At 69.1% G+C, this 12,189-nt stretch carries 11 protein-coding genes; 8 read left to right on the forward strand and 3 right to left on the reverse strand.

Translation table 11 applies throughout. The features are described from left to right. Nucleotides 1-175: 175 nt before the first annotated feature. A complete protein-coding gene (locus tag BG418_RS09770; protein WP_188273359.1) occupies nucleotides 176-1,627 on the reverse strand; it encodes an amidase in 1,452 nt (483 codons plus the stop codon). 179 nt (nucleotides 1,628-1,806) lie between these two features. Here BG418_RS09770 and BG418_RS09775 point away from each other — a divergent pair, with 179 nt between their 5' ends. Both BG418_RS09775 and BG418_RS09780 read left to right on the forward strand, forming a co-directional pair. Further along, a complete protein-coding gene (locus tag BG418_RS09775) occupies nucleotides 1,807-2,532 on the forward strand; it encodes a dienelactone hydrolase family protein (protein WP_188273360.1) in 726 nt (241 codons plus the stop codon). Between the two features lie 62 nt (nucleotides 2,533-2,594). Beyond that, a complete protein-coding gene (locus BG418_RS09780; RefSeq protein ID WP_188273361.1) occupies nucleotides 2,595-3,263 on the forward strand; it encodes a class I SAM-dependent methyltransferase in 669 nt (222 codons plus the stop codon). Nucleotides 3,264-3,317: 54 nt separating this feature from the next. Here the strand turns inward: BG418_RS09780 and fusA are convergent, their stop codons facing one another. Continuing rightward, nucleotides 3,318-5,420 carry an elongation factor G gene (gene fusA / locus BG418_RS09785; protein ID WP_188273362.1) on the reverse strand — a complete coding sequence of 701 codons (2,103 nt, stop codon included), beginning with the start codon at nucleotides 5,418-5,420 and terminating at the stop codon, nucleotides 3,318-3,320. Between the two features lie 542 nt (nucleotides 5,421-5,962). Here fusA and BG418_RS09790 point away from each other — a divergent pair. Beyond that, on the forward strand, nucleotides 5,963-6,901 hold the full coding sequence (locus BG418_RS09790) for a GDSL-type esterase/lipase family protein (RefSeq protein ID WP_188273363.1): 939 nt from the start codon (nucleotides 5,963-5,965) through the stop codon (nucleotides 6,899-6,901). A gap of 106 nt (nucleotides 6,902-7,007) precedes the next feature. Here the strand turns inward: BG418_RS09790 and BG418_RS09795 are convergent, their stop codons facing one another. Continuing rightward, entirely contained in the window at nucleotides 7,008-7,409 is a 402-nt protein-coding gene (locus BG418_RS09795) for a YcxB family protein (protein WP_188273364.1), read from the reverse strand. 567 nt (nucleotides 7,410-7,976) lie between these two features. Here BG418_RS09795 and BG418_RS09800 point away from each other — a divergent pair. The 5 genes from BG418_RS09800 (at nucleotide 7,977) to BG418_RS09820 (ending at nucleotide 12,188) form a co-directional block, all read left to right on the forward strand. Further along, a complete protein-coding gene (locus tag BG418_RS09800; protein ID WP_188273365.1) occupies nucleotides 7,977-8,774 on the forward strand; it encodes a hypothetical protein in 798 nt (265 codons plus the stop codon). Between the two features lie 31 nt (nucleotides 8,775-8,805). Further along, entirely contained in the window at nucleotides 8,806-8,961 is a 156-nt protein-coding gene (locus tag BG418_RS09805) for a hypothetical protein (protein ID WP_188273366.1), read from the forward strand. Nucleotides 8,962-9,085: 124 nt separating this feature from the next. Beyond that, the gene (locus BG418_RS09810) at nucleotides 9,086-9,685 is read left to right on the forward strand and encodes an O-methyltransferase (RefSeq protein ID WP_188273367.1); all 600 of its coding nucleotides are present in this window, start codon (nucleotides 9,086-9,088) and stop codon (nucleotides 9,683-9,685) included. Beyond that, nucleotides 9,682-10,977 (forward strand): ATP-grasp domain-containing protein, encoded by a 1,296-nt coding sequence (locus tag BG418_RS09815; RefSeq protein WP_188273368.1) that lies wholly within the window; start codon nucleotides 9,682-9,684, stop codon nucleotides 10,975-10,977. The genes BG418_RS09810 and BG418_RS09815 overlap by 4 nt, the downstream gene beginning before the upstream one ends. After that, complete coding sequence (locus tag BG418_RS09820) at nucleotides 10,974-12,188, forward strand: MFS transporter (RefSeq protein WP_188273369.1); 1,215 nt, start codon at nucleotides 10,974-10,976, stop codon at nucleotides 12,186-12,188. Before BG418_RS09815 ends, BG418_RS09820 begins: the two co-directional genes overlap by 4 nt. Nucleotide 12,189: the final 1 nt, after the last annotated feature.

Consider the following 12,189-nt stretch of genomic DNA (forward strand, 5'->3'; position numbering starts at 1 on the left):
GACCACCTGGCAGGACGAGGGACGGAGGCCCAGGGATGCCTCTGTTACCGATCACGGACAATTTCGGTAGAGATCGCGGACAACTCTCCGCGAGCAGCGGCCGGAACCGGGCCAGTTGGCCCGATCCCGCCCCCGGCAACGCCCCTCCCCTCGACGGACACCCAGGCAGTACGCCCTACTCCGGCGCCTGAAAGCCGCCGATCTTCTGCTCAAGCAGTTCGGCCAGCCGCAGCGGGGTGCGGTCCTCGTACATCGGCCCGATGAGCTGCACTCCCACCGGCAGACCCTCGGGCGACCTGCCCGTCGGTATGGCGGTGGCGGGCAGACCGGGCATGGTGGCCACACCGGCCCAGACGAGCTGGTCGAAGTACGGGTACTCGACGCCGTCGATGTCGATCCGGCGTTCCCTCGGGTCGGGGTTGTGGTCGTGCGGGAACGCGGGAGTCGGCGTGATCGGGCACACCACGGCGTCGAACTCGGCGAACAGCTGCCGCCAGCCGTGGCGGTGGCGCTCGCGACGGTTGTTCGCCTCGATCCAGTCGCGGTGACTGAACACCATGGCACGCAGCATTGCCGCATCGAGACTCTGGTCGTCGGCGCTCAGTTGGGCGGCGCTGGTCCGCAGCTGCTCGTACGCTTCGACGGGAAAGCGTGCGACGGAGCCCGAGAACAGCAACTGCCGGTAGAGCATCGCGGATTCGGTCAGATCGGGCAGCAGCGGACTGTGCCGCTCGACGCGGGCGCCTCCGTCGACCAGCGCGTCGGCCACTCGGTTCACGCCCGCCCGCACAGCGGACCCGGTCGGAATGAACGGATGCTCGTCGAGGACCAGGACCCGGAAGTCGTCGAGCCGCTCGTGGCGCGCGGGCGGCAGCCTCAAGTCGTACGCCGCACCGTGTGTCAGCGGGTCCGGTCCGGCCATGACGTCGAGCAAGAGCGTGAGGTCGCGGGCACTGCGCGCCATCGGGCCGACGACGGCGAGGTCGGAGTCGACCGGCAGTGCCGGCGCGGGCGGCGGAACCATACCGCGCACCGCCGCGAGCCCGAGCGTCGGCTTGTGCGCGTAGACACCACAGAAGTGTGCGGGGGTGCGCAACGAACCAGCGAGGTCGGAGCCGATGGACAGCGCGCCGAATCCGGACGCCAGGGCCGCCGCCGATCCGCCGGACGATCCGCCCGACGTACGGGCGTGATCCCAGGGGTTGTTGGTGGTGCCATGGATCTCGTTGAAGCTCTGTATGTCCTGCAACCCCAGGGGCACATTCGTCTTGCCGAGCACCACCGCGCCCGCGGCCTTGAGCCGCGACACCTGCACCGCGTCCTCGGCCGGCATGAAGTCCCGGTGTTGCGGCATGCCCCAAGTCGTGGGCAGCCCTGCGATGTTGTACGACTCCTTGACCGTCACCGGAATGCCGAGCAGCGGCCGGTCCTCACCACGGGCGCGCGCCTGGTCGGCGTCGCGCGCGGCGGCCCGTGCACGGTCGAAGTCCGGCACACAGATCGCGTTGATCTCCTTGTCGTCCCGCTCGATACGGGCGATCGCCTCGTCGGTGAGTTCCACCGAGGTCACTTCACCGGCACGCAAGTCAGCCGCAAGTTCTTCGGCCGTCGAATATGTCCGCTCCATGAATCCGACCGTATCGGCCTGCCGAAGAGGGCACGAAATACCGCTTCACACAACGCCGGTGCCCCCGCCATATGGATTTTGCGATCCTGCGTCGCCGCATCGCGGAGGCACACCCGCGCTGTTCCGCCGGCGGTGAACTCCGGCCCGATCGGGCTCGACGATCACTACCCTCCCGTCTCATGACAACGATCACCACGCGCACGGTCGAATACCCGGCCGACGACCTCACGATGATCGGGCACCTCGCGCTCCCGGCCGGTGTCGACCGCCGGCCCGCGGTGCTGCTCGGACCAGAGGGCACAGGGCTCAGCGACGTCGAGCGCCGCCGGGCCGATGCGCTCGCCGAGCTGGGATACGTGGCGCTGGCCTTCGACCTCCACGGCGGGCGCTATCTGGGCGACCCCGAGGAGATGCTGGCCCGTTGCATGCCACTGCTCGCCGACCCCGACCGGATGCGGGGCATCGGCCACGCGGCGCTCGACGTGTTGCGCGCCGAACCGCGGACCGCCCCCGACCGGATCGCCGCCGTCGGTTACGGCACCGGGGGCGCGATCGCGCTGGAACTCGGGCGCGACGGCGTCGACCTGCGCGCGATCGGGACGGTCAACGCACTGACCACGGGCCGACCGGGCGAGGCCGCGCACATCCGTTGCCCGGTGTGGGCCGGGGTCGGATCGGAGGACCCGATCATGCCGCCCGCCCAACGGGAGGCGTTCACCGCCGAGATGCAGGCCGCAGGCGTCGACTGGCGCCTCGCGGTGTACGGCGGCGCACTGCACGCCTTCCACCACCCGCCGGTCGACCACACCGTGCGCCCCGGCGTCGGCCACCATCCACGGCACGCGCAGCGAGCCTGGCGCGACATCGTCGACCTGCTCGCCGAGTGCCTGCCCATAACGGAGTGATCCCCCCTGGCGTATCCCCACCCCACCGCCCCAAGCCCCTCGCGCAGCCCTATCGTTGGCTGATGCGCGCACACCATATTGACCGCCCAGCCGATCTCGACGTAGTACGTGAGTCCTATGACCGGGTGGCCGACAACTACGCCCACATGGTCCTGACGACGGGTATGGGCGACATCCGTACCCACCCATGGCTCAAGGCGTCGATCGACGCCTTCGCCGACACCGTGGGCGAGCTCGGGCCTGTCCTCGACGTCGGCTGCGGACCCGGAACGGTGACCGGCTACCTTGCCGAGCGCGGACTCGACGTATCCGGGGTGGATCTCTCCCCTCGGATGATCGAGAACGCGCGCCGTCTCCATCCGCAGTGCCGCTTCAGCGTCGCCTCCGCCACCGACCTCGACCTGGCCGAAGCGTCACTCGGCGGCGTGCTCGGGTGGTGGTCACTGTTCAACCTCCCCCGTGACGTCCTTCCGCAGGTTCTCGCCATGTTCGCGCGCGCGTTGAAGCCGGGCGGACACTTCATCACCGCGACGCACGTCGGCGACGAAGACCTGGTGCGCACCGAGGCCTACGGAGAGGTACCCGTTCGCTGGACGACACACAAATGGCGGCCGGAACAACTCGTGGACCTGATCGAGCAGGCCGGACTGCGCCCGGTCGCCGAACTGCGGCTCCCCGCCGATGAGCAGACCGGGCCTGGTGTGGTCGTCATGGCCAAGCGACCCGGCTGAGTCCCACGGGACGGCCTCGCCCTGCTGAGCAGGGCGGGCCGCGTACCCAACCGGCTACCGGGTCACCACTCCCGCCGGGACGGGACCGTAACCGGCGGGCCGGGTGGTGAAGGTGCCCCGGCCCTGGGTGCGGCTGCGCAGCCGCGACGCGTAGCCGAACAGCTCCGCCAACGGCACGCTCGCGGTGATGACCGCCGTGCCCGCCCGTGCGGACGATCCGCCGACCCGGCCGCGCCGGGCCGCCAGATCGCCGAGCACCCCGCCCACAGCACTGTCGGGCACGGTGACGGTGACCTCGATCACCGGTTCCAGGAGCACCATCGCACTGGCGCGCAGGGCTTCGCGCAGCGCTAGGCGGCCCGCGGTCCGGAACGCCATCTCCGAGGAGTCCTTGGGGTGGGTGGCCCCGTCGGACAGCGTGACCCGCACCCCGGTCACCGGATGTCCGCCGAGGGGACCCGCGGCGAGGGCGTCACGGCAACCGGCCTCGACCGCGCGGATGTACTCCTGCGGCACCCGGCCACCCGTGACGGTCGAGCGGAACTCGAACCCTTCCACGCCGGTGCCGCTGTCCACGGCGTCGGCCGCTCGTTCCAACGGCTCCACATCGATCACGACATGCGCGAACTGGCCCGCTCCTCCTTCCTGTTTGACATGCCGGTACAGCAGTCCGGACACCCCGCGCCCGACCGTCTCGCGGTAGGCGACCTGCGGACGCCCGACCCCGACCTCCAGTCCCTCGTGGCTGCGGCGGATCTTCTCCACCGCCACCTCCAGGTGCAGCTCACCCATCCCCGACAGCACCGTCTGACCGGTCTCGGGATCGGTGCGCACAGTCAGCGAAGGATCCTCCACCACCAACTGCGCCAGCGCCGAGGCCAGTCGGTCGGTGTCGAGGCTGCGGCGGGCCTCGACCGCCACCGAGACCACCGGGTCCGCGACCGTCGGCGGCTCGAAGACCAGTGGATGCGCCGGTGCGCACAAAGTGGCCCCGGCGCGGGCCGACTTGAGCCCGATCACGGCGACGATGTCCCCGGCCCGCGCCCGGTCCACCTCGGTGTTCCGGTCGGCCTGTACGCGCAGGATCCGGCCGATGCGCTCGGTGCGCCGAGCGGTCGCGTCCAGCACCGTGTCCCCCCTTCGTATCGTTCCCGCGTACACCCGCACGTAGGTGAGACGTCCGGTGGCGGTCGCGTTCACCTTGAACACCAGGCCCGCGAAGGGCTCGTCCGGGTCGGCGGTCCGCTCCCGCACCTCGCCGTCCAGGGTGCCCCGCACCGGCGGCATGTCCACCGGCGAGGGGAGATAGGCGACGACGGCGTCCAGGAGCGGCTCGATCCCCCGGTTGCGGTACGCCGATCCGCACAGCACGACAACTCCCTCGCCGCTCGCGGTGAGGTCGCGCAGCGCCGCGACCAACGTTGCCTGCGTCAGTTCCGTACGGGCGCAGAACTCCTCCAGCGCGACCGGGTGGAGCTCCGCCACCGACTCCTCCAGCAGTCGGCGCCGCCGCAGCGCCTCCTCCCGCAGGGGTTCGGGCACCGGCCCCTCCTGGTAACCGTCGCCGTCCGCACCCCAGTTCAGCGCGCGCATCCGCAGCAGATCCACCACTCCGGTGAACCCGTCCTCCCGGCCGATCGGCAGCTGCACGACGAGCGGAACCGTGTGCAGCCGGTCCCGGATCGACGCGACCGCCGTGTCCAGGTCGGCTCCGGCGCGGTCCAGCTTGTTGACGAACGCGATCCGGGGCACGCGGTGCCGGTCCGCCTGGCGCCACACCGACTCACTCTGCGGTTCGACGCCCGCCACGGCGTCGAACACCGCGATCGCGCCGTCGAGCACCCGCAGGGAGCGCTCCACCTCGTCGGAGAAGTCGACATGGCCGGGGGTGTCGATCAGGTTGATCCGATGGCCGTCCCATTCACAACTCACCGCCGCGGCGAAGATGGTGATACCGCGGTCGCGCTCCTGAGAGTCGAAGTCGGTGACGGTGGTGCCGTCGTGGACCTCACCCCGCTTGTGAGTGGTACCGGTCGCGAAGAGGACGCGTTCGGTGACGGTGGTCTTGCCCGCGTCGACATGGGCGAGGATGCCGAGGTTTCGTACGACGGCGAGCGCGGGGACATGGTGGGATCGGAGGTCGAGGTTGGTACGCACGGCCCGAGGCCTTTCGGAATGCTGAACACGGTGGAAATGGGCAGCGCGATTCCCGGACGTGTTGTGCCCCAAGTCTTAGACGGGGCAAGATTTTTGACGTAACGTCAGGTGTGTTTACGTCAGGCTGGCGCCGGACCACCGGCTCTGCCGGGTGAGTCCCGTGTGGGCAGGGGTCAGACGTACGTCGCGGGCATCCGGTGGCGGCCGCGCAGCCGGCACCGGGAACGCGTGGACACCAGGATCACGTCGTACCGCGACCGGGGAACAGCGACGGCGATGCGCTCACACATGCCGGGCTCCCCTCATTCGTCGACGTGCGGCCCCCGGGACTCCGTGGCCATGTGAGGCGAGTGTAGGGAGCGGGAGGCGGTTGCCGACACCGGTTTATTCGGCACAGCGGCTGTGCGAGGGCCGGATACGCCTCTGGTGCCGACGGTCGGGGCGCCGGACCGGCGAGGGCATGCAGGACGGCAAGAGTGCTGGTCAGGTGGTCCGAGGCGGCCGTTAGGGTGATCCGACAGATCATTTGAGAAAGGCCACGTGTGACCACGTCACGTCCCCACACCCTGTTCTCCTTCGGCACGCTGATGGACGAGCAGGTCCAGACCGCGCTCTTCGGCCATGCCGTGCCCACGTCTCCCGCGTCGCTGACCGGATACACCACCAGGCCCCTCCCGATCACCGACCCGTCCGTGATCGCCACCAGCGGCCTCGACGTACACCTGACCCTTCGGCGCAAGTACGGCACCGTGGTCGAGGGGGCGGTGCTGCACCTCACCGACGAGGACCTCGCCGCGGCCGATGCGTACGAAGTCGACGACTACGCTCGCCGACGGGTACGGCTCTCCTCCGGCGAGAGCGCCTGGGCCTACCTCGATGCCGACCCGCTGCGCTCGGCAGCGCGCATCGTGGTGGTCGGCGACAGCATCGCCTACGGACGCTGTGACCCGCGCGGCGGATGGACTGCCCGCCTGGCGGCGGACCACATCGCCGCGAACGAGGCCGAACACCGCGTCTTCAACCTGGCCATACCCGGCAGCACCCTGCGCGACGTCACCGAGCAGACCCCCGGGCTGCTGGCCGCCCGCCTGCCCGACACGCTCCTGGTCGCCGCCGGTATCAACGACTCCGCCCTGCCCGTCGCCGCCGCACAGACCGGTGATGACGCACTGGCGTACGTCGCAGACCGGCTCGGCGCGCTTGCCGCCACGGCCTTCAGCCACAACGCACGGCTCGTCGTCGCCGGACCCATCTGGCTCGATGAAGAACGCACCCGCGACTACGAGGGCCTGCGTTTCACCGAGGAGCGGGCGCTGGCCCTGCGTGAGGCCGCACGGTCCTGGTGCGAGGAGAACCACGTCGACTTCCTCGACCTGTGGGAGCCCCTGCGCAAGCGCACCGACCTGCTCGTCGACGGCCTGCACCCCAACCCCGAAGGCCACCGGGTGCTCCATCAGCACCTCGACACGCTCGGCCGCTGAACCGGAAGTGCCCCTCGATGGGCGCGCGGGGTGACCGGCGCCGCGCCGGTCACCCCACCGCCTGAAACCCCGACGTCCTACCGTAGAAGGCCGACTCCGCCTCTGGTCACCGGGCAGGAGTGGCGCGAGTGGTTTCGGGCAGATGCTGGTCGAGGATCCTCCGCAGCCGGTCGGTCCCGTCCGGCTTGTGCAGCGCGCGCTTGGGCACGAAGGTCATGCACCTCTTGTCGGCGGAGATCACCACGAACAGATGGGTGGTTTCCCGGTAGTAGGAGAACTTGGGCCAGCCGGAGCACCGGCGATCGTGCTGCGTGGACACGGTAAATCCGGTGGCGTCCACGATGACCCAACGCTGTCCCCCCGCTTGGGCACGCCGGTGGGCCTGGCGGGCCTGCAGGCGTGGCGCGATCACCAGAACGAACGTGAGGAATACCGCGCCGAACAACAGGGAGAACCAGTCCAGCTGGCCCTGGGGGTCGACCCGTAGGCCCAGCGCCACGAGGAGCAACCCGATACCGGTGAGGATCCACTTGCGGGGATGTGCTGCGCGGGCGGGGAGATCATTCCGTTCCGGCGCGATGCCCTGACAGTTCTGACGGTTCGACTGCACTCGGCAAGGCCCTCACCGCGCACGAGGCCTCCTCATGCACATTTCCTGTCAACATGCACGAACGGGCCAGGCGTTGTCGGTGCATGTCACATATTCCGCTGGCACCTTCCGCGGCAGCGGCACGACAGAGCACGCCCAAATCCGGACATACGGCCCCGGATACCCGACCCCTCCACCACTCCCACCCTCCACGCCACGGCGGCAAGCGGAGATGAAACCAGCCAATTTCATTCACCATTCATTAAATTCTCAACCCCCGTGACCTTGATCACCGCACAGATACCTGGCGACTACATCGATCGAAGGTAATGTTTCTTTCGTCAGATCGAACGGATAACAGATCCGCCGGTGACAGGAAGCAGAGCAGCCTGCCGCCCGCAGATATTTTCCGAAATGGACAGTCGACGCCCTGCCGAGCGGCCGGCTGTGTGCGGCCCAAAAGCGAAGCGTCCCGCGGAGGAATTAATGTTCGATGTACTCACGGATCTCCACGCGCTTTATCAGGAGCATGGGATCACGACGGGCAAGCTCTACCAGGAATCGATGCAGAACGCCCTGGGACCTCAGCTCGCCTATGCCACGCCGGCGATGTACGGAGTCACGGCGACGGTTCTGTCCAGCAGGCGGATGGTCGCCTACAATCTGACGCAGAACGCGATCGACGAGGCCAAGGGCGCCGCACGGATCCAGATCATCGCCGACCGGTATGCCGACCCCGAGTTCCACAAGAAGATGACCCGGCACGTGGGCGAGGAACTGAAGCATTCCAAGCAGTTCAAGGCCCTGGTGCAGGCGACCGGCTACGAGACGCTCGACGAGTACATCGAGAAGCAGATCGCGGAAGAGGTCCTCGACTTCGAGGACGGACTGAAGCCTTTCATCTGCCGGGTGCACTCGATCGAACTCAGGTCCTGGACCGTTCTGCGCATATATCAGCAGATCCTGCGGGAACGCCGATTCCCCGACCTTTCCGACGACGCACTCCCGGTCCTTGAGAACATCATGGCCGACGAGATCAACCACGTCGTCTACACCGGGGAGCAGATAGACCTCTGGCTGCGCGAGGACCCTGCGCTGCAAACAGTCTTCGACGAGTGCCTTGAGCACACCAACAGGGAGACCTGGCAGGACATCTCGTCGATGACCGCATGGCTGGCGACGAACTTCGAAGTCGTCTTCGGCGACTCCGACGTCAGCGCTGCGGATGTACCGAAGTCACGTTTCCTCGTGGGTGAGCTCACCCCCGACGTAACGCTGACCTGAAATGTATCCACGAAAGTGATGGGAGAACACCATGGCTACGCGTGACCAGCTCAAGAAGCGTCTCGAAGACGTTCTCGGTACCCGACTGAACATTGAGGGCATGGAGCCGCCGCGTCTTGTCCGCGCCAACTCCGCTTTCTCGAAGCGTCAGGCCAAGGACAGCCAGATCGTCGAAATCGACAAGTAGTCGAGGCATGGCCGGAAACTGATCCGACCGTGAGAGACAGCGCCCGTGCGACAGCGGAAAACGGCTGCCGCACGGGCGCCCACGTACTCTTTTCTGCTTACTTGCGTGCATGCTACGCTCAGATGTGGACAGCTATCTAGAGACTTTTCTGGACAATCTGTACGTCCAGGGAAAGCAACACGACGCGCAGTACGAGGACCGGCTGCTCCGGTTACGGAACGTGGAACCCGAATCGGCCCGATTGCTCCACTTTCTCGTGCGCGCGACCGGCGCACGCACCGCTCTGGAGATCGGGACGTCCAACGGACATTCCACCGCCTGGATCGCAGCCGCTCTGCCGGCCGCCGGAGGGCATCTGACGAGCGTGGAAATCCTGCCGGAGCGTTCGAGAGCAGCCGCCGAGAATCTGACGGAAGCGGGACTTCGCGACCGGGTCGAACTGCTCGTCGAGGACGCCTCCAAAACATTGGCCCGCAGCCCCGCAGACCACTGGGACTTCGTGTTTCTCGACGCCGAGCGAAAATACTACCCGGCGTATTGGCCGGAACTGCGGAGAACGATCCGGCCGGGCGGCATCCTCGCGGTCGACAACGTACTTTCCCATGCCGCGCAGGTGCGTGAATTCATCGAACTGGTGCAAGGGGACCCGGACATGACCACTACGACCGTTCCCACGGGCGCCGGGGTGCTGCTCGTACTGAAAGACGGGGCGGCCGCCGCGTGACCGAGCGCTTCGCCTTCTGCGAGACCGCCCTGTCGGGCACCGGCCTGCGGGCCATGGAGGCCGTCCGGGCCGACGGCGGCGAGGTGGTCTTCCTCGCCCGCGACCCCGAGTACTACCGGTCGCGTCACAGCCCCTTTCCGCCCGACACGGGACTGGTCGACCACACGGTCGTCTGTGACACCAACGAGGTGGACGCCGTCGTGGCGGCACTGTCGGGGCTCGATGTGACAGCGGTGATCTCCACGGGTGAGCACCATGTCCGGGTCGCCGCCGAGGCCGCCGCGCGGATCGGCGCGAGCGGGCTCGCACCGTCCGCCGCCGAGGCCTGCCGCGACAAGGCCACCACGTACGAGCGCGCCGCCGCCCGGGGAGTGCGGGTCCCCGCGCATCGGCGGGTGACCGAGGCCCGGCACGCCGAGACGGCGGTGCGCGGCCTGAGCGGCCCCTGGGTGGTCAAGCCGGCCGATGGAACGGGCAGTTCGGGTGTCGTCCTGTGCGACACCGACGCCGCCGTGGCCGCCGCCGTACGCGACGGCCTGCGCGAGCGGACCAACGCCCGCGGCCAGCGCCGTACGGGCGGCATGGTGGTCAGCGAGTACGTCGAGGGGCCCGAGTACAGCGTCGAACTGGTCGCGGCCGACGGGCGTTTCGCGGTGGTCGGTGTCACCGCGAAACGGCTGGGTCCCCACCCCCACTTCGTCGAGCTCGGCCATCTCTTCCCCGCCCCGCTCAACGGCGAAGAGGCGTCGGAACTTGCGCGTTTCGCCACCGGCGCGGCCGCCGCGGTCGGATTCGACACCGGTGTCGCCCACGTCGAGCTGCGGTGCGGGCGCTCGGGACCGGTGCTGATCGAGATCAACGCCCGGCCGCCCGGCGACCACATCACCGATCTGGTGACCTCGGCCACCGGCCTCGACCTGTGCCGCCTGCTGGTCCAAGCCCACCGGCCCGGTGACGGGGCGATCGCGGAGGTGGAGGAGGCGGTGACAGGGGCACGCGGCGCGGCGGCGATCTCGTATCTGCCGGTCGGCCGCCCGGGCCTGTTCGACACCATTGAGGGAAGTGACGCGGCCGAACGTGTCCCCGGGGTGCGGGAGGTGCGCTGCCTGGTGGGCCGGAACACCGTTCTCGGCGCGTCCACCGACAGCCACAGCCGGCTGGCCTACGCACTCGCCGCCGCGGGGTCACCCGCCGAGGCGCAGCGGGCGGCGGACACCGCCCTCGGCATGCTCCGCCCCGTCTACACGGACGAGTGCTCCCCCGCCGTCGGCCCCGGGGAGCGGAACCGGTGAGAGCACCACGCATGTTACGGGGGCTGCCGAGGGAGTTCTGGGTCCAGTGGTGGGGAACGCTGCTCAACCGGCTGGCCACGTTCGTCCAGCCGTTCCTCGTTCTCTACCTCACGACGTCGAGAGGGCTGAGCGTTCCGCAGGCGGGCATGGTCGCCGCGGTGTGGGGAGCCGGGGTGATCGGCGGAGCGGTGGTCGGAGGGTGGTCCGCGGACCGCATCGGGCCCCGCGCCACCGTCCTTGGGGGGATGTGTCTGTCCGCCGCCGCACTCGTGGGCCTGGGGACTGCCCGCGGGCTCCCCTTCCTGCTGGCGGCGGCACTGCTGGCGGGCGTGACCTCCAACATCTACCGGCCCGCCGCGGACGCGTTGGTCGCCGACATCGTCGCCCCCGCCGACCGCACCCGTGCCTTCGGTCTGACGTTCTGGGCCATCAACGCCGGGTTCTCGGTCTCCGCGGCCCTCGGCGGCTACCTGGCGTCCCTGGGCTACGGACTGCTGTTCGCGGTCGACGCGGCCACCTGTCTGGCCTGCGGTGTCCTCATGTACGTGGGTCTCCCCGAGCCCCAGCGCGCGGTGCGGCCGACCCGGCGCTCCGGCGGGTACCGCATGGTCTTCTCCCACACCACCGTGGTCGCCCTGCTGTTGCTGACGGCCGGATACGCACTGGTCTACGAGCAGGCGTACGTCGCCCTTCCGTTGGCGGTACGGGACGCCGGTCTGCCCACCGCGGCGTACGGAGCGGTCATCGCGGTCAACGGCGTGTTCATCATCCTCTTCCAACCGTGGATCAGCTCCGTGGTGGGGCGGTACCCACGGGGACGGGTCATGGCCGCTGCCACGCTGCTGCTCGGGACGGGCCTCGCCTGCACGGGTCTGGCCGACACCGTGTGGGAGTTCGGGGCGACGGTGGTGCTCTGGTCGCTCGGGGAGAGCGCGATGGCGGGGAACACCCAGGCCGTCGTGGCCGACCTGTCGTCCCCGGAAGCACGCGGCGCCTACCAGGGCGCTTTCACGATGGCGCGTTCCTGCTCCATGCTCTTCGGCCCGATGATCGGCGCCGCCGTCTACGCGGGACCCGGTCCCGGGGTGCTCTGGGGCGGCTGCCTCGTCACCGGCGTCCTCGTGGCGGCGGGCTTCCCCCTCGTGATGCGCCGGGCGAAGGCCGCCACCGTGCCCGAGGCGGCGGACCGTGTCGGGGTCGCCGGGGGCTGAG

The sequence above is a fragment of the Streptomyces sp. CBMA152 genome (genome assembly GCF_014596475.1).
In the GTDB taxonomy this organism is placed as follows: Bacteria; Actinomycetota; Actinomycetes; order Streptomycetales; family Streptomycetaceae; genus Streptomyces.